Origin of the sequence: Bradyrhizobium sp. 956_D2_N1_4 (assembly GCF_052076025.1) — a bacterium.
Classification (GTDB): domain Bacteria; phylum Pseudomonadota; class Alphaproteobacteria; order Rhizobiales; family Xanthobacteraceae; genus Bradyrhizobium; species Bradyrhizobium barranii.
On sequence record NZ_CP197237.1, the window covers coordinates 3,662,793 to 3,684,026 of the forward strand.

General features: G+C 65.8%; 19 protein-coding genes. 3 read left to right on the plus strand and 16 right to left on the minus strand.

What is annotated here, in order from left to right; translation table 11 throughout:
• Window positions 1-5: 5 nt before the first annotated feature.
• The gene (locus AB7535_RS17180; protein ID WP_135213808.1) at window positions 6-1,115 is read left to right on the plus strand and encodes an ABC transporter ATP-binding protein; all 1,110 of its coding nucleotides are present in this window, start codon (window positions 6-8) and stop codon (window positions 1,113-1,115) included.
• Window positions 1,112-1,879 carry an SDR family NAD(P)-dependent oxidoreductase gene (locus AB7535_RS17185; RefSeq protein WP_439036694.1) on the plus strand — a complete coding sequence of 256 codons (768 nt, stop codon included), beginning with the start codon at window positions 1,112-1,114 and terminating at the stop codon, window positions 1,877-1,879. The genes AB7535_RS17180 and AB7535_RS17185 overlap by 4 nt, the downstream gene beginning before the upstream one ends.
• Window positions 1,880-1,982: 103 nt before the next feature.
• Here AB7535_RS17185 and lpxB read toward each other — a convergent pair whose 3' ends face one another.
• Genes lpxB through lpxA form a run of 3 tightly spaced genes read right to left on the minus strand, consistent with a single transcriptional unit; the run spans window position 1,983 to window position 4,829 of the window.
• Window positions 1,983-3,161, minus strand: coding sequence for a lipid-A-disaccharide synthase (gene lpxB / locus AB7535_RS17190; RefSeq protein ID WP_135213810.1), 1,179 nt, complete (start codon window positions 3,159-3,161; stop codon window positions 1,983-1,985).
• Window positions 3,158-4,015, minus strand: coding sequence for an LpxI family protein (locus tag AB7535_RS17195; protein ID WP_049807903.1), 858 nt, complete (start codon window positions 4,013-4,015; stop codon window positions 3,158-3,160). The genes lpxB and AB7535_RS17195 overlap by 4 nt, the downstream gene beginning before the upstream one ends.
• Before the next feature lie 19 nt (window positions 4,016-4,034).
• Window positions 4,035-4,829, minus strand: coding sequence for an acyl-ACP--UDP-N-acetylglucosamine O-acyltransferase (gene lpxA / locus AB7535_RS17200; protein WP_135213811.1), 795 nt, complete (start codon window positions 4,827-4,829; stop codon window positions 4,035-4,037).
• Between the two features lie 277 nt (window positions 4,830-5,106).
• On the opposite strand from lpxA, the gene AB7535_RS17205 reads away from it, so the two are divergent.
• On the plus strand, window positions 5,107-5,430 hold the full coding sequence (locus AB7535_RS17205; protein ID WP_135213812.1) for a KTSC domain-containing protein: 324 nt from the start codon (window positions 5,107-5,109) through the stop codon (window positions 5,428-5,430).
• Window positions 5,431-5,454: 24 nt separating this feature from the next.
• Here the strand turns inward: AB7535_RS17205 and fabZ are convergent, their stop codons facing one another.
• The 13 genes from fabZ to AB7535_RS17270 form a co-directional block, all read right to left on the minus strand.
• Window positions 5,455-5,916 carry a 3-hydroxyacyl-ACP dehydratase FabZ gene (gene fabZ / locus AB7535_RS17210; RefSeq protein ID WP_028151691.1) on the minus strand — a complete coding sequence of 154 codons (462 nt, stop codon included), beginning with the start codon at window positions 5,914-5,916 and terminating at the stop codon, window positions 5,455-5,457.
• Window positions 5,913-6,980, minus strand: coding sequence for a UDP-3-O-(3-hydroxymyristoyl)glucosamine N-acyltransferase (gene lpxD / locus AB7535_RS17215; RefSeq protein WP_085404573.1), 1,068 nt, complete (start codon window positions 6,978-6,980; stop codon window positions 5,913-5,915). The genes fabZ and lpxD overlap by 4 nt, the downstream gene beginning before the upstream one ends.
• A gap of 128 nt (window positions 6,981-7,108) precedes the next feature.
• The gene (gene bamA, locus AB7535_RS17220) at window positions 7,109-9,649 is read right to left on the minus strand and encodes an outer membrane protein assembly factor BamA (RefSeq protein WP_135213814.1); all 2,541 of its coding nucleotides are present in this window, start codon (window positions 9,647-9,649) and stop codon (window positions 7,109-7,111) included.
• 174 nt (window positions 9,650-9,823) lie between these two features.
• Window positions 9,824-10,975, minus strand: a complete 1,152-nt coding sequence (gene rseP / locus AB7535_RS17225; RefSeq protein ID WP_028151694.1) for an RIP metalloprotease RseP — start codon at window positions 10,973-10,975, stop codon at window positions 9,824-9,826.
• Window positions 10,976-11,019: 44 nt separating this feature from the next.
• Entirely contained in the window at window positions 11,020-12,243 is a 1,224-nt protein-coding gene (gene dxr / locus AB7535_RS17230) for a 1-deoxy-D-xylulose-5-phosphate reductoisomerase (RefSeq protein ID WP_028151695.1), read from the minus strand.
• Between the two features lie 4 nt (window positions 12,244-12,247).
• On the minus strand, window positions 12,248-13,090 hold the full coding sequence (locus AB7535_RS17235) for a phosphatidate cytidylyltransferase (protein WP_135213815.1): 843 nt from the start codon (window positions 13,088-13,090) through the stop codon (window positions 12,248-12,250).
• A complete protein-coding gene (locus AB7535_RS17240) occupies window positions 13,087-13,845 on the minus strand; it encodes an isoprenyl transferase (RefSeq protein ID WP_014494938.1) in 759 nt (252 codons plus the stop codon). The genes AB7535_RS17235 and AB7535_RS17240 overlap by 4 nt, the downstream gene beginning before the upstream one ends.
• Before the next feature lie 92 nt (window positions 13,846-13,937).
• Entirely contained in the window at window positions 13,938-14,501 is a 564-nt protein-coding gene (gene frr / locus AB7535_RS17245) for a ribosome recycling factor (RefSeq protein ID WP_014494937.1), read from the minus strand.
• Between the two features lie 63 nt (window positions 14,502-14,564).
• Window positions 14,565-15,281, minus strand: coding sequence for a UMP kinase (gene pyrH, locus AB7535_RS17250; protein ID WP_028151698.1), 717 nt, complete (start codon window positions 15,279-15,281; stop codon window positions 14,565-14,567).
• A gap of 60 nt (window positions 15,282-15,341) precedes the next feature.
• A complete protein-coding gene (tsf, locus tag AB7535_RS17255) occupies window positions 15,342-16,265 on the minus strand; it encodes a translation elongation factor Ts (RefSeq protein ID WP_028169462.1) in 924 nt (307 codons plus the stop codon).
• A 134-nt stretch (window positions 16,266-16,399) separates the two neighbouring features.
• Window positions 16,400-17,395, minus strand: a complete 996-nt coding sequence (locus AB7535_RS17260; RefSeq protein ID WP_028151700.1) for a 30S ribosomal protein S2 — start codon at window positions 17,393-17,395, stop codon at window positions 16,400-16,402.
• 219 nt (window positions 17,396-17,614) lie between these two features.
• Window positions 17,615-20,122, minus strand: coding sequence for a caspase family protein (locus AB7535_RS17265; protein WP_439036695.1), 2,508 nt, complete (start codon window positions 20,120-20,122; stop codon window positions 17,615-17,617).
• Window positions 20,123-20,297: 175 nt separating this feature from the next.
• Window positions 20,298-21,053 carry a carbonic anhydrase gene (locus tag AB7535_RS17270; RefSeq protein ID WP_135213817.1) on the minus strand — a complete coding sequence of 252 codons (756 nt, stop codon included), beginning with the start codon at window positions 21,051-21,053 and terminating at the stop codon, window positions 20,298-20,300.
• Window positions 21,054-21,234: the final 181 nt, after the last annotated feature.

Consider the following 21,234-nt stretch of genomic DNA (forward strand, 5'->3'; position numbering starts at 1 on the left):
TCGTCATGGCAGCACTGAGTATTCGCACCCTGTCCAAGCGCTACGCCAATCTGGAGGTTCTGAAGGGCATCAACCTCGACATCGAGAGCGGCGAGTTCACCGTGCTGGTCGGGCCATCCGGCTGTGGCAAGTCCACCCTGCTCAACATCGTCGCCGGGCTCGATCGTCCGAGCGACGGAACGATCGAGATCGGCGGACGCGTCGTCAACGACGTCCCGCCCAAGGATCGCGACATCGCCATGGTGTTCCAGTCCTACGCGCTCTATCCGTCGATGACGGTGCGCCAGAACATCACCTTCGGCATGGAATGCCGCCACGTTCCGAAGGCCGAGCAGGAGAAGGCGCTGGCGAATGTGGCTCGCCTCCTTCAGATCGAGCCCCTGCTCGGCCGCAAGCCGTCGCAGCTGTCCGGCGGCCAGCGCCAGCGCGTGGCGATGGGACGGGCGCTGGTGCGCGATCCCCTGCTCTTCCTGTTCGACGAACCGCTCTCCAATCTCGATGCGAAGCTGCGCGTCGAGATGCGGATGGAGATCAAGCGGCTGCACCAGCGCATCGGCGCCACCATCATCTATGTCACCCACGATCAGATCGAGGCGATGACGATGGCAACGCGCATCGCCGTGATGCATCGGGGCGTGGTGCAGCAGTTTGCCGATCCGGACACCGTCTACCGTTATCCGGCCAATCTGTTCGTCGCCCGCTTCATGGGTTCGCCGCCGATGAACACCATGCCGGGGCGGCTCGAGGCCGATAGCGGCGGACCTGTGGCCGTGATCGGCGCGGGGCGACCGGACGAGGTTCGTCTGCGCCTGCATGGACACGACGCGGCAGCATCTTATCTCGGCCGCGAGGTGGTCGTCGGGATCAGGCCGGAATGCATCGCCGAGGCCAGCCGCGTCTTTTCCGGCGAGGCGCCCGTCCTCGTCGACGCGCCGGTCGAGATGATCGAGCCGACCGGCGCCGAGACAATCGTGCTGCTGCGTCTCGGCGGCGAGACTGCGCTGGCGCGCATCACGCCGGATATCCGTCCCGCGCCCGGCGCGACCGCCACCTTCGCGCTCGACACGCGGCGCATTTGCCTGTTTGACCCCGAGACGGAGCGGCTGATCGCATGACCCGGACCATCTTTCCCAGCCTTGCCGGCCGCGTGGTGTTGATCACCGGTGGCGCCAGCGGCATCGGTGCCGCCTTCGTGCGCGCCTTCGCGACCCAGGGCGCCCGCGTCGCCTTCCTCGACATCGATGCGAGTGCCGGCGAAGCGCTGGTGCGGGACGTCGCGGCCACATCCGGCTCAACGCCCCTGTTTGTGCCCTGCGACCTCCTCGACATCGACGCCTTGCGCGCGGCCATGGCGCGGGTGCACGGATCGCTCGGCGATGCAGCAGTCCTCGTCAACAATGCCGCCAACGACCAGCGTCAGGTGCTGGCCGAGGTGACGCCGGCCGAATTCGACTGGACGATCGGCGTCAATCTCAAGCACGTCTTCTTTGCGGCCCAGGCGGTGGTGCCGCAGATGCAGGCGCGCGGCGGCGGCTCGATCATCAACATGTCGTCGGTGGCGTGGATCCGCGGTGCGCCGGCGCTGCCGGTCTATGCCGCGACGAAGGCGGCGATCGTCGGCTTCACCAACTCGCTGGCCAGGTCAGTCGGCCCCGACCGCATTCGCGTCAACGCGATCGCGCCCGGCATGGTGATCACCGAGCGCCAGCGCCGGCTCTGGTTTCCGGACGAGCAGAAGATCTCCGAGCTGCGCACCCGCCAGGCGGTGCCTGATGCGGTAACGCCCGAGGACATCGCCAGCATGGCACTGTTTCTCGCATCGGACGAGAGCCAGCGTATCACCAGCCAGTGTTTTCGGGTCGACGGCGGCCTCGCTTAGGACTGTAGGGTGGGCAAAGCGCAGCGTGCCCACCGCCTCTCCGCAACTAAGAAAGAAATGGTGGGCACGCTTCGCTTTGCCCACCCTGCGAAGCCGTCTGTTGTTAGCGCCTGCCCTTGCGCATCGTCGCGAGCACGATGTCGGCGGCGAGCACGCTCGGCGACTTGTTGCCGGTAGACATGATGGTGTCGAGCCGGGCAAACGCTTCGACCTGCCGTTTGCGCAGCGGCGTGTCCGTGACCAGCTCCGACAGTGCCGGCGCCAGCTTCTCCGGTACGCAATCCTCTTGCAAGAACTCCGGAATGACATCCTCGCCGATCACGAGATTGGCGAGGATCACCGAGGAGACGCGGATCGCGCGGCGCAGGATGAAGGCTTCGATCGCGCCGACACGATAGGCCGTCACCATCGGAATGCCGGACAGCGCGAGCTCGAGCGTGACCGTGCCGGATTTGGCCAATGCTGTACGCGCGGTTCGGAATGCGGCGCGCTTCTCGTTCTCGCCAACCACGATCCGTGGCTTGACCGGCCAGCTCGCGATCCCCTCGCGCACGGTGGCTTCGAGATGCGGCATGGTGGGCAGCACCAGTTCGAAGGCACGGCCTTCGGCCTGGAGCCGTCCGAGTGTCGCGCCAAACACGTCGAGATGGTGCCTGATCTCGCTGCGGCGGCTGCCGGGCAGCACCAGCAGAACCGGCGGTTCGGCATCGCGGCGCTTCTGCTCCTCCGCGTTCGGCCGCAGCGCTCCCAATTGCTCGATCAGGGGATGGCCGACATAGCTGCAGGGCGGTCCGCCCAGCTTGCGGTATTCCTCCGGCTCGAACGGCAGCAGGCCGAGCACGTGATCGACATAGCGGCGCATGGTGCGCGCCCGCCCGGGTCGCCAGGCCCAGAGCTGCGGCGCCACGTAGTCGACAATCGGGATCTCCGGCGTCTTCGCGCGCACGCGGCGGGCGACGCGATGGGTGAAATCGGGACTGTCGATGATGACGAGCGCGTCGGGTGCGGCCGCAGTCACGGCATCCGCGGTCTGGCGGATCAGCCGCAAAATCTTCGGCAACTGCTGGACGACCCCGGCGAAGCCGACGATCGACAGCTCCTCGATCGGAAACAGCGTCTCGAGCCCCTCACGCGCCATGGTCCGGCCGCCGACGCCCACGAACTGCACGCCGTCGCCGAGCCGCTGGCGCAACACTTTCATCAAGGCGCTGCCGAGCCGGTCGCCGGATTCCTCCGTCGCGATCAGGAAGATCTTCCGCTTGGGATCGCGGCTCTGCATCATGCTGTCAGGCCGATGACGAAGAGATATTTGGCGTCGGCGAGCGAGATCATCGCCTGCGGCTCGGCGGCGATGGTGTTCCCGGCGACGACGGCGATGCCGGCCAGTCCAGCGCGGGCGACGCCCTCGAGGGTACGCGGGCCGATCGTCGGCAGGTCGAAGCGCAAATCCTGCCCGCTCTTCGGTACCTTCACCAGCACCCCGCGTCCTGTCGCAGCGCGGATGCGGCCTTCCTCGCGCAGGCGTGCCACGCGCGCGAGCAGCGCGTCGGTGCCCTCGATATCCTCGATCGCCACCACATGGCCGTCGATCACGACCGCGGCCTGGCCGATGTCGAACGGGCCGAGCGCGGTCAGCACCGCGCGGCCGCGCTCGATGTCGGCCTTGCTGTTGTCATTCGGCCAGGCGCGGCTGATGCAGCCCTCGGGCATCAGCAGATCCGGCGCGACATCCTTGATGCCGACCATGCGAAAGCCGCCCTGCTCGAGGATGCGCCCGACGCCGGACAACAGATGATCGTCGCCGCCCCGGAAGGCGCGGATGACGTTGCCGAGCAGGCGCAGTGTCGTGACGTCGAATCTTATTTCGGACAGCGCGGGCCGCACCAACGTGCCGATGAAGATCAGATCGCGGCAGCCCTCCTCGCGGAACAGCCGCATGGCGCGGCCGAGCTGGCCGACCGAGATCCAGCGATGGCGGAATTGCTCCACCCGCGTCGGATCGCAGGCGCCACGCAGCGGGAACAGCACCGGCGTGATGCCGCGCGCGGCAAGCGAGTCGGCGACCGCGAACGGCATGGCGCCGCCGCCGGCGACGACGCCGACCGGCGACGAAATCTCCGAAGCCGCCGATGTCATGCCCGCGGCCATCCCGAAATCACTTCTCGATGGCGGGAAGACAGATCGGGCGATGCTTGCGCTTGCCGATGAAGTCGAGGATCTCGGCAATCGCGGGGTCTTCGCTGGCGAGCGGCTGGGCCGCCGCGAGCCGCTCGGCGAACGTGCCGGGGCCGTGGAAGAGCTTTTGGTAGAGCGATTGCACGGTCGCGCGCCGCTGCTTGGTGAACTGCCGCCGCTTCATCCCGATGAGATTGAGGCCTTCCAGCGCCGCATACTGGCCGTTGGCGAGGCCGAACGGAATGATGTCGTCGCGCACGCCCGAGAGGCCGCCGACCATCACCTGCGGGCCGATGCGCGTGAGCTGATGCACCGCCGACAAGCCGCCGATATAGACGAAATCGCCGATCTCGCAGTGGCCGCCGAGCGTCGCCGAGGTCGCGAAGATCACGTTGTTGCCAACCATGCAGTCATGGCCGACATGGCTGTTGTTCATGAAGTAGCCGCCGTTGCCGACGCGCGTCAGCCCGCCGCCCTTGATGGTGCCGACATTCATCGTCGCGCCTTCGCGGATGGTGCAGCCGGAACCGACCTCCAGCCTGGTCGGCTCGCCCTTGTAGCTGAGATCCTGGGGCGCCCCGCCCAGCACCGCGAAGGGCGAGATCACGCAGCCGTCGCCGATCGAGGTGTGGCCGATGACCGTGACTTGTCCGATCAGCTTGCAGTTCGCGCCGATCACGGCATTCGGACCGATGATGCAGAAGGGTCCGATCTCGGTACCCTCGCCGATCACGGCGCCGTCCGCGACCCGTGCGGTGGGATCAATCTTACTCATCAAGCAATCTGACTCATCAAGAAGGTCTGATTATGTGTTGAAGTCGCTCGGTTTTCTGGTGGTTAGCGCGACTATGCCCGATCTGTCCAGTGACGTATCATCTCGGCCTGTTTCAGGCGCCGGATGAGCCGGCCGTCCTAAGGCACGATGAGATTGGGATGAATCGTCATCGCGCTTCAGGCTATTGTTCGAGCATGATCCTTTCGGAAAACCGCTGCACGCTTTTCCGGATCATGCTCTAGCTCGTCAACGCCTTCATGTGGAGCTTGAAGTCATCGTGGTCAGGGCCCTGGCATTTCTGCTCGCACAGCTCGCGGCCGCCCCGATCGTCTCCGAGACGGTCGAGACCGGCGAACGCCGCTTCGTCGACCTCGGGACGTTCGAGTGCCGCGACATCACCCGCAGCACGGTGCTTCAGCGGGTCTGCTACGACCGCGCGCGGCGGGACCTCATCGTCGCGATCGACGGCCAATATGACCGCTATTGCGGGGTCGCGGCCGAGACGGTCGACAGCCTGCTCGGCGCGCCGTCGATGGGCCAGTTCTTCAACCGGAATATCAGGCGCGAGACGGCCGGCAGCCGTTACGGCTGCCGCGCATAATCCATTTCCGCTGGCTTGAGCCGCTCAGTCCGTCAGCATGGCGCCGACGTCGGCTTCGGCAACGATCTGGCCGTTGACCTTGGCGTCGCCGTGAAACCACCACATCGCCTTGCGGCGGCCGATCGAACGCATGTGATATTCGATGGTGTCGCCGGGCAGCACCGGCTTGCGGAACTTGCACTTGTCGATGGTGAGGAAATACACCGCGCGCGGCTTCTCGGTGCCCTCGACCGAGGTGATGCCGATCACGCCCGCGGTCTGCGCCATCGCTTCGATCATCATCACGCCGGGATAGACCGGGCGCTCCGGGAAATGCCCCTGGAAGGCCGGCTCGTTGAAGGTGACGTTCTTGATGCCGATGCCGCTGTAATCGGCGCGGATATTGATCACACGGTCGATCAGCAGCATCGGGAAACGGTGCGGCAGAGTCCGGAGGATCGCGTTGATATCCACCAGCTCGAATTTGATCGGTGATTCCTCCGTCATTCCCGTCCCTCGTTCTTCGGATCGGCCCTGCTGTCGCGTACCAGGCGCTCCACCGCGATAATTTCCTTGAACCACTGCTTGGTCGGCTTGGCGAAAAAGCCGCCCCAGCGCCCGTTCGGCGGGATGTCGTCCTTGACGCCGCTCATCGCGGTGACCTGGGCCCCATCGCCGATCTTGAGGTGATTGTTGATGCCAACCTTTGCTCCCAGCGCCACGTTGTCGCCAATCGTCAGGCTGCCTGCGAGCCCGATCTGGGCCGCCAGCAGGCAGTTCCGACCGATGGTCACATTGTGGCCGATCTGGACCTGGTTGTCGATTTTGGTGCCCTCCCCGATCACGGTGTCGCGCAGGGAGCCGCGATCGATGGTGGTGCCGGCGCCGACTTCCACATTGTTCTGGATCAGCACGCGGCCGGTCTGGGGCACCTTGAGATGGCCCTCGGGGCCGAAGAAGATGAAGCCATAGCCGTCCTGGCCGATCGAGCAGCCGGGATGGATCAGCACGTTGTTGCCGATCAGCGCGCACTGGATGGCCGTGCGGGCGCCGACATTGCAGTCCCGGCCGATCTTGACGCCGGGACCGATGACCACGCCGGCCCCGATCACGGTGCCGCTGCCGATCTCGACGTCAGGGCCGATGACGGTCAGGGGATCGACGATGACGTCGTCCTCCAGCCGGGCCGAGGGATCGATGATGGCCGACGGGGCGATGCCGTCATTACCGACCCAGGACTGCGGGCGCAGCGCATCGCCGTGCCATTCCCGGGCGAGCCCGACAAAGGCGCGGAACGGCTGCGCCACCCGCAGCACGGCCACATGCGCGGGCACCTGGGCCTCGAAGCGCGGACTCACCAGGCAGGCCCCAGCCTTGGTCGCCTTGAGCTCGTCGGCATATTTGAGGTTGTCGAAGAACGCCAGATGCATCGGGCCGGCTTCGTCGAGCGAAGCAAGACCGGTAATGACGTGACCGCCCCTGGCAGGGTCGACGAGCTGCGCCTTGGTCAGCGCTGCAATGTCAGCCAGCGCCGAGGCCGGCGGCTTTTTGAAGAAGGTCGGCTGCGCCATTCCACCCCATCGCGGTCCGGCTTCGGCATGAAGCGGTCAGGCCGCATCATGCCTTATCTCACGGATTGAGCACGATCTTTTTGGAAACCGGCCCCAACAAGGGGCCGGCTCATGCCCTGCTGATCGAATTAGAACGAGGTGCCGCCGCCGAACCTGAACTGCTGCACGCGATCGAACTGGCCCTTGGTGAGCGGCACGGCGTAGTCGAACCGCAGCGGACCGAACGGCGACTGCCAGATCAGGCCAATACCAACCGACGAACGGACGACATTGCCGTTGTCATACACCAGGCCGGTACAGGTTCCCGCCGAGGGCGGGTTGACGGTCGACGGCGTACAGTTCGAGTTCCTGGTCGTGGTCATTTCGTTGGTCAGCGACCACGTCGTCGGGCCCTGATAGTCGAAGAGGCCGCCGGCGTCGGCGTAGACCGCGCCCTTCAGACCCACTTCCTTCGGCAGGAACCAGAACGGCATCTGCAATTCGAACGAAGCGCCCCAATACTTGGTACCGCCAAGCGCGTCTTGCGTGCCAAAGGGATTCAAATCGCGCGGACCGATGCCGTTCGGAGCAAAGCCGCGGACCAAGTTCGGGCCCATCTGGAACTGATCCAGCATGCGGATATCGTTGTTGCCGATCTTGTTCAGCATGCCGCCCTGAAGGTGAACGAGGCCGACGATGTCGGACACCAGCGGAGCGTAGTACTTCGCGTCGACGACGGACTTCAGGTAGGTGACGTCGCCGCCCACGCCGGCGAAATCCTGACGGAAGTCGACGAGCAGACCGTCGGTGGGGTTCTTGTTGTTGTCCAGCGTGTTGTAGGTCAGCGTGTAGCCGAGCGCCGAGGTCAGGGTCTTGCCGCCGGCAAGCTCCTTGCGGACCGGCAGCGAGGCTTCGCCGTCGGAGTAGCAGCCGAGACCGCCGGTCGAGGTCAGATCGATCGGCGGCGTTTGCGATGCGGCAAAGGCCGGGCTCGGGTTGAAGGCCGACGAACCGAGGACGTTGTTACAGTTCGCCAGGTAGGACGGCAGCGTGATTTCCTGCTGGTAGATCGAGTAGCGCAGCTGGAGCGACAGATCTTCACGCAGGCTGAAGCCGAGGCGCGGGCTGAAGCCCAGCGTCTTCGTACCGTAGGAGATGTAGCTGTTGGAGAGCTGCTGACGCTGATAGAGGTCGAGACCGAGCGCGACGCGGTAGTCGAGCAGATACGGCTCGACGAACGACAGCGAATAGCCGCGCGCATACTGGCCGTAGGTCACCGACGCCTTGGCGAACAGGCCGCGGCCAAGCAGGTTACGCTCGGAGATCGAGACTTCCGCGAGCGCACCGTCCGTGGTGGAGTAGCCGCCCGAGACCGAGAAGTCGCCGGTCGATTTCTCTTCGAGATCGACGATCAGGACCACGCGGTCGCTGGAGGAGCCCGGCTCCGTCGTGATCTTCACGCTCTTGAAGTAGTCGAGGTTCTTCAGGCGGCGCTCGGCACGGTCGACCAGCGCGCGGTTGTAGGCATCGCCCTCGGAGATGTCGAACTCGCGGCGGATCACGTAGTCGCGCGTGCGGGTGTTGCCGCGGACGTTGATGCGCTCGATATAGGTGCGCGGGCCTTCGTCGATGTTGAACACGACGGCGACGGTGTGCGCCTCGAAATTACGGTCGCCGCCGGGACGGACCACGGCGAAGGCATAGCCGCGCCGCGACGCCTCGATCTGCATTTCCTCGACCGATTTCTCGACCGATTCGACGTTGTAGAGCGCGCCCACATTGACGCGCGAATAGTTGCGCATCGTGGTCGGATCGAAGTTCGGAATGGAGGAGCGGAAGTCGACGGTGCCGACGCGGTACTGCGAGCCTTCCTCGATCTTGAAGGTGACGTTGAAGCCCTTCTTCTCCGGATCGTATTCGGTGAGCGCGGCGACCACCTGGACGTCGGCGAAACCGTTCTTGAGATAGAAACGGCGAATCAGGTCACGGTCGGCCTCGACGCGATCGGGATCGTAGAGGTCGTTGCTGGCGAGGAAGCTCAGCAGGTTCGATTCGTGCGTCTTGATGACGTCGCGCAGGCGGTAGGACGAGAACGCGTTATTGCCGACGAACTCGATCGACTTGACGCCGGTCTTGGCGCCCTCCTCGACCGTGAAGATCAGGTCGACGCGGTTGTTCGGCTGCTCGATGATCTCGGGCGTGACGCGGACGTCATAGCGACCCGAGCGGCGGTAGATTTCGGCGATTCGCAGGGTGTCGGACTGCACCATGGCGCGGGAGAAGGTGCCGCGCGCCTTGGACTGGACTTCAGCGGTGAGCTGCTCGTCCTTGACCTTCTTATTACCTTCGAACGCGATGCGGCCGATCACCGGGTTTTCCACCACGGAGACGATGATCTGGCCACCGGAACCGCGATTGATTCGCACGTCCTGGAACAGGCCGGTCTCGATCAGGGCCTTCAGGCCGTCATCGATGGCGCCCTGATCCAGGCGGCCACCCGGGCCCGGCTTGAAATAGGAGCGGATCGTCTCCACCTCGACACGGCGATTTCCTTCGACGGAAATCGACTGGACGGTCTGAGCAAGCGCAGACGAAGACACAAAACCAGCCCCAACCGGGGCAAGCACCGGCGCGCCGAACAAGATCAGGGATGCGAGCAAGCCCCCCCGGAGTCGCAGTCCAAACTTCATTGCGCAACGCGCCCTTATCAGTACCAGACCCAACCCCAACGCCGGTCCGGGAGATTCCCCAAGTTCGAAGCCGCTTGTAGCCAATTTCCCCGATGTCGCAAACGGCCGCTGACACCGTAATTTCAATTTCATTCCAAGACGTTGCTCATGAGCAACGCCACAAAAAAGCCCGTATCAGGAAGCTGCCATCCGCAAGATGTCGTTATAGGTGGCAAACACCATCAGCATCAGCACCAAACCGAGCCCGATTCGGAACCCCATCTCCTGAGTCCGCTCGGACAGGGGTCGGCCCCGGACCACCTCCGCCGCGTAGAACATCAGGTGACCGCCATCGAGCAGCGGGATCGGGAACAGGTTCAACAGCCCGATCGACACCGACAGCACCGCGCACAGATTGATCACGAACTGGAACCCGGCGCTGGCCGCCTGCCCCGACATCTTGGCGATGCCGAGCACGCCGCTGACCTCGTTGGGATTGCCTTGTCCGACAAACAGCGAGCCAAGGAACTTGAAGGTGCTGGTGATGATGAACCAGACCTGCTCGACACCGATCTTGAGCGCTTCGCCGACGCCGACCGGCGTGGTCGAGGCCTCGCCGGCCTGGGACTTGTGCTCGACGCCGAGCACGCCGAGGCGGTGGCTGTTGCCAAAGGGATCCTTGCGCTCGAGCAGCGCCGGCGTCGCGGTCAGGGAGACGATGGCGCCGTCCCGCTTGACCTGGAAGGCAAGTGCCGAACCGGCATTCATCGCAACGATTCGCTGCATGTCGGCAAAGCTCTCGATCGGCTTGCCGTCGATCTGCACGACGACGTCGCCGATCTTGAAACCGGCCGTGGCCGCAGCGCCGTCGGCGACCACGCCGTCGACGCGGGCGATCGTGCTCGGCTTTCCGTAATAGAGCGCCATGGCGGCGAAGATCAGCGCGCCCAGGATGAAATTGGCGATCGGTCCGGCCGCGACGATGGCGGCGCGCGGGCCGACCTTCTTGTGATGGAAGCTACCGGCGCGCTCCTCGGCCGTCATGGCCGCAAGTGTCTCGGCCGACGGGGTCGAAGCCTCGCTCTCGTCGCCGAAAAACTTGACGTAGCCGCCGAGCGGGATCGCCGAGATCTTCCAGCGGGTGCCATGGCGGTCGTTGAAGCCGACGAGCTCCGGTCCGAAACCGAGCGAGAAGGTCAGCACCCGAACGCCTGCCCAGCGCGCGACCAGGAAATGGCCGAGCTCATGGAAGAACACGACGATCGTCAGGACGAACAGGAAGGGAACCGCGTAGCCGAGGAGCCCATGGCTCAACGTATTGAAACTATGGACGAAAAAGTCGATCATCGAATTCCCTCATCCAGCGCCGCAAGGCCCTGGCCCCGTGCCATCTAGGATGCCTTTAAGGCAATTTGAGGCAATAGGGCGGCAGCTCTATTTCGCGCAACATGGTCAACAGAGATTGCATCGTCAGCGGACGTCAGGGGAGCCTGGTTCCCGCCGCGAATCCAGTCGTCCAACGTCGCCTCGACCAGCCGCGCGATCGCGCCGAACCGGATCTTGCCGGCGATGAACGCGGCGACCGCAACCTCGTTGGCGGCGTTGTAGACGGTGGTCGCCCCCTTCCCGGTCCGGAGCGAATCGAAGGCCAGCCGAAGCCCAGGGAAGCGCTCGAAGTCCGGCGCCTCGAAGGTCAGCTGGCCGATCTTGGCCAGATCGAGCTTGGCCGCCGGCCCCTTGATGCGATCGGGCCAGCCGAGGCAGTGCGCGATCGGCGTGCGCATGTCGGGAGAACCGAGCTGGGCCACCACCGAACGGTCGGAGAACTCGACCATGCCGTGGATGATCGACTGCGGATGCACGAGGACGTCGATCTCGTCGGGCGAGAGCGCGAACAGATAGGACGCCTCGATCACCTCGAGGCCCTTGTTCATCATCGAGGCGGAATCGATCGTGATCTTCTGGCCCATGCTCCAGTTCGGATGCTTCAGGGCCTGCTCGAGGGTCGCCTGCTCGATGTCGGCGGGCTTCCAGGTCCGGAACGGCCCACCCGAGGCGGTGATGATGACGCGGACGAGTTCGTCGCGGTTGCCTGAGCCGAGCGCCTGGAACAGCGCATTGTGCTCGGAATCGGCCGGCAGGATGCAGGCGCCCGCTTTCGCCGCGCGCTGCATGAAGAAGTCGCCGGCGCAGACGAGACATTCCTTGTTGGCGAGCGCGACATGCGCGCCGCGATCGACCGCGGCCAGGGCCGGCTTCAGTCCGGCGGCGCCGCTTACGGCGGCCATCACCCAATCGGCCGGACGCGCGCCGGCTTCGATCACAGCGCTTTCGCCCGCGCCGCATTCCGTGCTCGTTCCCGCGAGCGCAGCCTTGAGCTCGGCGAACTTGGACGTGTCGGCGATCGCGACGTAGCGCGCGGAAAACTCCTTGGCGAGCTTGGCCAGCGCTTCGACATTGCCGTTCGCCGTCAAGGCTTCGACGCGATAGCGCTCGGGAGAGGCGCGCAGCAGATCCATCGTGCTGTCGCCGATCGAGCCGGTGGCGCCGAGAACCGTGACACTGCGGACGGTCGACGCCGCAGCCTTGTTGTTACGCAATGGGACCGCGCTCATATCCTCACCAAACCATAAGACCGCTTCCGGCGCTATGCACACCATGGCGGAGAAAGCCGATAATCCATGCCATCAGGATGGCGGCAACAAAACCGTCCAGACGGTCCAGTAGCCCGCCATGGCCGGGAATCAAGTGACTGGAATCCTTGACGCCGAAGCGCCGCTTCACCGCGGATTCGAACAGATCGCCCGCCTGCGATACCACCGACAGGATGGCGCTGACGAGCAGCAGTGGAACCGCCTTTCCGATCCCGCACGCCGCAAAGCCGGCCGCAACCAAAAGGCTCGCCGCAAAGCCGCCGAGCGCCCCGGACCAGGTCTTCTTCGGGCTCACGCGCGGCCATAGTTTCGGTCCGCCAATGCTGCGTCCGGCGAAATAGCCGCCGATATCGGTCGCCCACACCACGAGCAGCACGAACATCAGCGCGGCGAACCCGTTGACGAGATCCTGCCGCACCAGGATCGAGGCCAGCAGCGCCGCCGATGCGTAGGCGAAGCCGGTGGCCGCCCAGATGAACTTGGCCCGCGCGATCAGCGTCACGATTGCGCCGCCGATGAGGCCGGTGATGATCGCGGTCTTGAGCGCGCCGAAGGCGACGCAGGCCCCCATCATGGCAATGACGATCGTCCCTGCCCCGGTCAGTGCAGCAGACCCCGCGCCCACCACCATCAGCCATTCCGCGAACAGCCCGATCGACACCAGGGTGACGAGAAGCGCCCACAGCCAGCCGCCGGCATAAGCGAGTGCAATAGCGAGCGGCGCCAGCACCAGCGCTGCGAGGACTCGCATCACGAGATTGCTCGGGGCAGGCTTCTCGCCCGCTGATGCGGCGTCGGGTTCGCTCACGAGGCGTTTTTCGCGACCAGACCGCCGAAACGGCGCTCGCGTCTGGCGAATTCGGCGATCGCGCCTTCCAGCGCCGCCTTGTCGAAATCGGGCCAGTGGATCGGCACGAAGACCAGCTCGCTGTAGGCGGCCTGCCACATCAGGAAGTTGGACAGCCGCTGCTCGCCGCTGGTGCGGATGATGAGATCGGGATCGGGGATGTCGGGCGCATCGAGATGAGCCCCGATCGTCTCGGCGTCGATCGTTTCAGGGGCGCGCTTGCCGTCTGCGACTTCTCGCGCGAGCTTCTGCGCGGCTTTCGCGATTTCCTGCCGCGAACCGTAATTGAAGGCGACGACCAGCGTCAGGCGCGTGTTGTCGCGCGTCAGCTCCTCGGCCTCGTTGAGGAGTGCACAAATGTCGCTGTCGAGTCCGTCGCGCTCGCCGATGATGCGGACCTTGACGCCGTCGCGGTGCAGGCTCGCGAGATCGTTGCGGATGAAGCGACGCAGGAGACCAAACAGATCGCCGATCTCGCTCGCCGGGCGCGACCAGTTCTCCGAAGAGAAGGAGAAGATGGTGAGATAGCGGATGCCGAGCTCGTGCGAGGCACGCACCACCCGGCGCAGCGCCTCGACACCGCGGCGATGCCCTTCGGCCCGCGGCAGGCCGCGCGCGGCGGCCCAACGCCCGTTGCCATCCATGATGATGGCGACATGCGCAGGCGCGTCGGACCGGTCTGGTCCTTCGGTTGCTGGCGCGGCGGCGTTGGACATGAAGGCGGCCCTAAAGCATGATCCGGACAAGTGCGAAGCGGTTTTCCGAAAGATCATGCGCGAACAATAACCTAAAGCGCGATGATCGCGCTTTAGACGGTGAGGATTTCTTTTTCCTTGGCAGCCAGCAACTGGTCGATCTCGGAGATGGTGCCGTCGGTCGCCTTCTGCACCTCGTCGGCGTGACGCTTCTGATCGTCTTCCGACATCTCGTGATTCTTCTCGAGCTTCTTGAGGACGTCGAGGCCGTCGCGGCGGACGTGACGCGCGGCGACCTTGGCTGCTTCCGCGTATTTGTGCGCGACCTTGACGAGCTCCTTGCGACGCTCCTCGTTGAGCTCGGGGATGCGAAGGCGCAGCACCTGGCCTTCGGTCGCGGGCGACAGGCCGAGATTGGAATCGACTATCGCCTTCTCGACCGGCTTGACCATCGACTTGTCCCAGACCTGCACCGAGATCAGCCGCGGCTCCGGCACGCTGACGGTGGCAAGCTGGTTGAGCGGCATGTGGCTGCCGTAAGCCTCGACCTGCACCGGGTCGAGCATCGAGGCCGACGCGCGCCCCGTGCGCAGGCCGCCAAGCTCGTGCTTGAGGGCCTGGACGGCGCCCTGCATGCGACGCTTCACTTCGTTGAGGTCGAAATTACCCGTGGCCATCACGTTTCTCCTTCAAAATCCCGGCGACCCACTCCGCGCCCCTCAGGCGCGACCGACGAGGCGTCAGCCGGCGACGACGGTTCCGTGGCCGCCGCCACGCAGCACAGCGCCGATCGAACCCGGCTCCGCGATCGAGAATACGATGATAGGCAGCAACGTCTCGCGGGCAAGCGCGAAGGCGGTCGCATCCATCACCTTGTAGCCGCCCTCGATCGCCTGCGAATGCGTCAGCCGGTCGAATCGCGTGGCGGTCGGATCCTTTTTGGGGTCGGCCGAGTAGACGCCGTCGACATTGGTTGCCTTCAGCACAGCCTCGGCTCCGATCTCGGCGGCCCGCAGCACCGCGGTCGTATCGGTGGTGAAGAACGGATTGCCGGTTCCGCCCCCGAGCAGCACGATCCGGCCCTCGGCGAGGTATTTGTGCGCCGCGGTGCGGGTGAACAGCTCGGAGATCTCGGGCATGACGAAGGCCGACAGCGTACGTGCCGGTGTGCCCTTGCGCTCGATCGTCGCCTCCAGCGCGAGGCAGTTCATCATGGTGGCGAGCATGCCCATGGTGTCGCCGGTGGTGCGCGACACCCCTTGCGAGGACACTTCGACGCCGCGCACGATGTTGCCGCCGCCGATCACCACCGCAACCTCGGTGCCGAGCTGGCGGGCGGCGATCAGATCGTCCGCAACCCGGTCGAGGGTCGGCTGATCGATGCCAAAACCCTGCTGCCCCGCGAGATACTCGCCGGACAGCTTGATCACGACGCGACGATAGACCGGATCAGTCATGAGCACTTTCCCCGCCCGGGCGCCGCTTCCGGCGGCAAGCCGGAAGGAACGTACCGGCGCTTACTTCTTGCCGCTGGCCGCTGCGACCTCGGCCGCGAAGTCGCTTTCCTGCTTCTCGATTCCCTCACCGAGAGCATAGCGCACAAAGCCCGCGATCTTCACCGCGCCGCCGACCTTGCCTTCGGCTTCCTTCACCGCCTGCGCCACCGACTTGCCGGTGTCGTGGATGAAGGCCTGCTCGAGCAGGCAGACTTCCTTGTAATAGGTCTTGAGGCCGGACTCGACGATCTTCTCGATCACGTTCTCGGGCTTGCCCTGCTGGCGATATTTGTCGGCGAGCACGTCCTTCTCACGCTTCACGACCGCCGGATCGAGGCCGGACGGCTCGAGCGCGAGCGGGTTGGTGGCCGCGACATGCATCGCGATCTGGCGACCGAGGGCCGCGAGCTCGTCGGCCTTGCCGGGCGATTCGAGCGCGACGATCACGCCCATCTTGCCGGCGCCTTCGACGACGGCGCCGTGGACGTAGCTCGACACGACGCCCTGCGTCACTTCGAGCGAAGCTGCGCGACGCAGCGTCATGTTCTCGCCGATGGTGGCGATCGCGTCGTTGATCGCGGCTTCGATCGTGACGTCACCGACCTTGGCGGCCTTGATCTTCTCGACATCGGCGCCGACGTCGAATGCGACCTGCGCGACCATCTTGACGAGGCCCTGGAACTGACCGTTGCGCGCGACGAAGTCGGTCTCGGAGTTGACCTCGACCACGACGCCCTTGGTGCCCTTGGTGAGCGCGCCGATCAGGCCTTCCGCGGCGACGCGGCCGGACTTCTTGGCGGCCTTCGACAGGCCCTTCTTGCGCAGCCAGTCCTGCGCCGCTTCCATGTTGCCGTCGTTTTCGGTGAGCGCGGCCTTGCAGTCCATCATGCCTGCGCCGGTGGACTCGCGCAGATCCTTGACCATCGCAGCTGTGATCGTTGCCATCGTTGAAAATCCTTCTTGCCTGCCGGTTTGCCGCGGCGTGGCATCAAACAGCCCCGCCGCGGTCCATCTCAGGAATTCGCGTCAACTGAAATGGTGGCCGGACTTATATCCGGCCAACCCATCGCTCTTTTTGACTATTCCGCTTCCGCGGTCAGCGCCTTGGCCTTGGCCACCCAGGCATCCGCACGGCTCGGCAGACCGACTTCTTCGCCGATCTTGTGCGCGGTGTCGTGATCGAGCTCGGCGAGCTGCCAGAAGTGGAAGATGCCGAGGTCGTTGAACTTCTTCTCGATCGCGCCCGACACGCCCGGGAGCTTCTTGAGGTCGTCGGCGGTGCCGCGCGGACCGGCAAGGCCCTGGAAGCCGCTCGAGGAAGCGGCCGGCAGCTCTTCGGCGACCGGACGAGCCGAGGCACCGATGTCGATGCCCGAATCGCCCTGGGCGCGCGAGATGCCGTCGATCGCCGCACGTGCGATCAGGTCGCAATACAGCGCGATCGCGCGGCCGGCATCGTCATTGCCCGGGACCACATAGGTGATGCCCTTGGGATCCGAATTGGTGTCGACGATCGCGGCGACCGGGATGTTGAGCCGCTGGGCTTCCTGGATCGCGATGTCTTCCTTGTTGGTGTCGATCACGAAGATCAGGTCGGGCAGACCGCCCATGTCCTTGATGCCGCCGAGCGAGCGATCGAGCTTGTCGCGCTCGCGCTGAAGCGTCAGGCGCTCCTTCTTGGTGTAGGAGCTGGCGTCGCCGCCGGACAGCACGTCATCGAGATGACGCAGGCGCTTGATCGAGGCCGAGATCGTCTTCCAGTTGGTCAGCGTGCCGCCGAGCCAGCGCGAATTGACGAAATACTGCGCGCAGCGCTTGGCAGCGTCCGCGACGCCGTCCTGCGCCTGGCGCTTGGTGCCGACGAACAGGATGCGGCCGCCCTTGGCGACGGTGTCGCTGACCGCCTGCAAGGCGGTGTGCAGCAACGGCACGGTCTGCGCGAGGTCGACGATGTGGATGTTGTTGCGGGCGCCGAAAATGAACGGTGCCATTTTCGGATTCCAGCGGTGAGACTGGTGACCAAAGTGCACGCCAGCTTCGAGGAGCTGACGCATGGTGAAATCGGGTAGCGCCATAGTTTCAATTCTCCGGTTGGTTCCTCCGGAAACGTGTGAGCAAAACGGAGCGTTCTCGCCCCGGTTGCCACCGGACGGCCTTGTGAGCCATGTTTCCGTGTGAGATGGGGCGCTATATAGCGCCATTTCGGCCAGAAGCAAGGAAATAAGGGCCTTTCGGGGGCTGTTTTCGCCTCCCGAAGGCCCTCTTCCGTAAAGACCAGGCCAGTCCGTAACGACCTAGCACTTGGGCTGGTTCGGCGGGCACTTTTTCGCCGCCGGCGCCGCTGGGCGCGCCGGAGGTGCCGCTGGACGCGGCGGCGGCGCGACGGCCATCCGCGGCGGCGGCGGTGGTGCCGGCCGGGCGACCGGCGGTGGCGGCGCGGGCCGCGCCACGGGTGGAGGTGCAGGCCGGGCCATGGGCGGAGGCGCCGGCCGTGCAACCGCCACAGGCGGAGCCGCGCGGGCCGGCGGAGGCGATGCGACATGCGGCGGCGATGCCGGACGAGCGACGGGCGGCGTCGGCCTCGCCACGGCCTGCGGCCGCGATGCTGGAGCTGACGGCGACGGCCGGGCGGCCTGCGCTGGAGGGGTCGCGGGCAAGTTCTGCGGTTTGACCAGCTCGCGCGCGGTCGAGGGCGGCGGCGTGACCGGCTTGCCCGTGGCGCCCGAGGGCGTGCCGGGCGGTGTGCCCGCAGCAGTTGGCGGCGCGACAGCCGGCTCGCGGGTTGCAGACTTGCCGCCAGCGGGCGCGCCACTGGGCGGGGTCTGAGCAACCGGCGGCTTCGGCGGTTGGCCGGGCGCAGCCGGGTTCGCGGTGGGCGCAACGGTCGTCGGAGTGCCGGCCGTTGGCGCGCCAGGATGGGACGGCAGCGTTGTGCCGGGCGCAGCCGTGGTCGGCGCCCCCGGATGCGTCGGCGGGGGCGCACCGGGTGCATTTGCCGTCGGCGCCAAGGGCCTGCCGCCAGGCGACGTCCCTGCCCCGGCCGGCGGCGCTGGCGGCCCGCCTTGGGCGCCGGGAACCGGCAGCGTGTTGGTCTGTGGCAGCCTGGTCGGCGGTACGGCGGGGGGCGTGCCGGTCGGCGCGACATTGGCCGGCGTCCCTGGAGGTATCCCCGGCCTCGCCGTCGGCTGGACCGTCGCGCTCGGCGGCATCGGCGCCTTGCCCTGCTGGATCAGCGCGGCGCGCTGCGTAGCGGCTTGCGGCAACATTGGCGCTACCGGGTTGGCGCGGTCGGCAATCGCCGGCCTCAGATTGCCAGGCCCGGTCCCTCCTCCCGCTCCCACGGGCGGGGCGGGCGGCCGGTTGATCACGGTGTTGATGACCGTGGTGTTATGGATGTTGTTGAAGACGATGTTGTTCGGCGGCGGCGCGACATAGATCGGCGGCCTGACGAACACCGGGATCGGCACGAACATCGGCTGCGGCAGCACGAACAGGCCGACAACGGGCAGCGGTGGCTCGAGCACGACGAAATCCGGCGGCGGCGGCGGCAGATAATAGACCGGCGGCGGCGGTGGCGGCGCGAAGCCAAAATCAGGGTCGCTGAAGTACAGCACGGGACGGTCGACATAGACCACCTCCTCCGGCGGCGGGGGCGGCACGTCATAGTCGATCATCGCGAAGGTCGGCGGTGGCTCGGGCGGCGCGGTGAGAATCGCCAGACGCCGGCGCGCATCGGCCGCGTGCGGCCCGCGCGGATAGCGGCGCAGATAGGACCAATAGGCCTCAGGCGTATCGTTCCGGTAGGTCCGCCGCCAGGTGATCGCCTCGCGGCGCGCCGCGACGATCGCCATCACGCGCTTCGACAGCGGGTCACCCGGATAGGCCGCGAGAAACTCTTCATAGGCCGGCAGCGTGTCGCGCTCGAGCGCGGCCGCATAGGCGTCCTGCACGCCGAGATCGCGGATCGGCTTGTTGCGGAACGCGGCAACCTGGTCGGGCGCGGCCTCCGGCGGCGGCGCATCGGGCCCGCGCTCGAAGAACGAGAAGGGCGCCGATATCTTCGCCTCGTTCCAGGGCACCTGCGCGCCCTTGCTGGCCTCGTTGACGCGCAGACGGACGCGGTCGAACACCTCGGCGAGCGGCAGGCCGCCGGTACGGATCATCTCCGCCAGCGATTGCGCATAAATACCGTACGGGCCGGGCTCTTCCGGCGCGACCGTGCCGGGCGCGGCGTTGAAGGCGATCAGCATGTTCGGATCCGGCTCGACCAGCGCCAGTCCGCTCGCGATCTGCTGGCCGCCCTCGATGAAGGGCTGCGCGCGCGCCGCGTCGAGCACGACGATGTTGGCCTTGAGCGGAACAGAAGCGAGCTGGCGGGCGTAGTCGCTGATCCGCAGGCCTTCGGTCGGAATGTCGGTGTCGCGGGTGATGTTGGAATCGACCGGGATGAAATAGTTCTCGCCCGCGAGCTGCACGCCGTAGCCGGCAAGATAGATCATCGCGACGGTGCCGGGGCCCGAGGCCTGCGCCTTCTGGATGAAATCGCGAAGACTCTTGCGCAGCGTGTCGCCGTCGAGATCGCGCGCGCCGACCACGTCGAAGCCCGCCGCTTGCAGTGTCTGCGCGATCAGGCCGGCATCGTTCGCGGTCGTCGCCAGCGGCGACTTGGCGTAGGCGCCGTTGCCGACCACGAGCGCGATGCGCTTTTCCTGCTGCTGCGCGCGCGCCGGATCGGGCGCGGCCGCAGCGAACGCCAGGATCGGCAAGAGAAAACAGATGAAGGCCTTGTAGGTCCCACGCATGGCTTGCTTGCCCGCTATCGTTGTTGAGCTGCCACCGTACATGAGACGCGCGGCCGGCTGAATGGCTCTTGAACGAAAAGCGCGGATTGAGGCGGCGGCATGGCGCCCCCGCCCCGTCAAACCCCTGCGTCAGGCCCGCGTAAGCCTCGCGACCGCGCTGTGGCGCGAACCTCGCTCAGCCCTGCGCGATCAGATCGACTGTTCCCGTGGTGAGCCGGTAGATGCCACCGACGACCTTCAGCTTGCCCTGCTCCACGGCCGCATTGAGGATCGGCGCGGCCGATTTCAGCTTCGCGACGTTGTCGATCACGTTCTGCCGGATCGCCTTGTTGAGCACGTCCCCGCCCTGCTGCATCGCAGCCTTTGCGGCGGGCGCGATCGCATCGACCAGCGAGGGAATGTGGCCCGGCGGCGACGTGTTGTCCTTGATTGCCTTCAGCGTCGCATCGACCGCGCCGCAGGCATCATGGCCAAGCACCAGGATCAGCGGTGCGTTGAGCACGGCCACCGCATATTCCATGCTGGCAATGGTTTCGGTGCCGGCAAAATTTCCGGCGACGCGGCAGACGAAGAGATCCCCGCGGCCGCTGTCGAAGGCATATTCCGGCGCGATGCGCGAATCGGCGCAGCTCAGAACCGCCGCGAACGGATTCTGTCCACCGGCCAGCGCCTCGCGCTCGTGCTTGAAATCGTGGCGCCGCGCCACACCGTCGACATAGCGCGCATTGCCCTCCATCAGCCGCTTCAGCGATGCGTCGGGCGACAACACGTTCTGCGGCTTGGGTGGCTGCTTGGCCTCCTTTGCCAAGGCGCCGCTCGCGAAAGCTCCGCCGGCGAAGGCCATGCCGAACGCAGCGGCGCCAAACAGCATCGCGGATCGCCGCGACGGCGCGATGTCTCGATGCAGAGATTCAGAGCACTTGTCGCACATGTGACGTTTCCCCAGGTACAGTGGACGAATGGAAGCGTCGCGATGATAGGTGCATCGATGTGAAGAAATCACCAATGATAAATGATGCAACTGATGATTGCTGCAACGCGAACCATGTTGCAAAGCCGAAGCGATCGCTCGCCTCACGCGCAACAACCGCACAGAGCTGCGCCCACCTGCA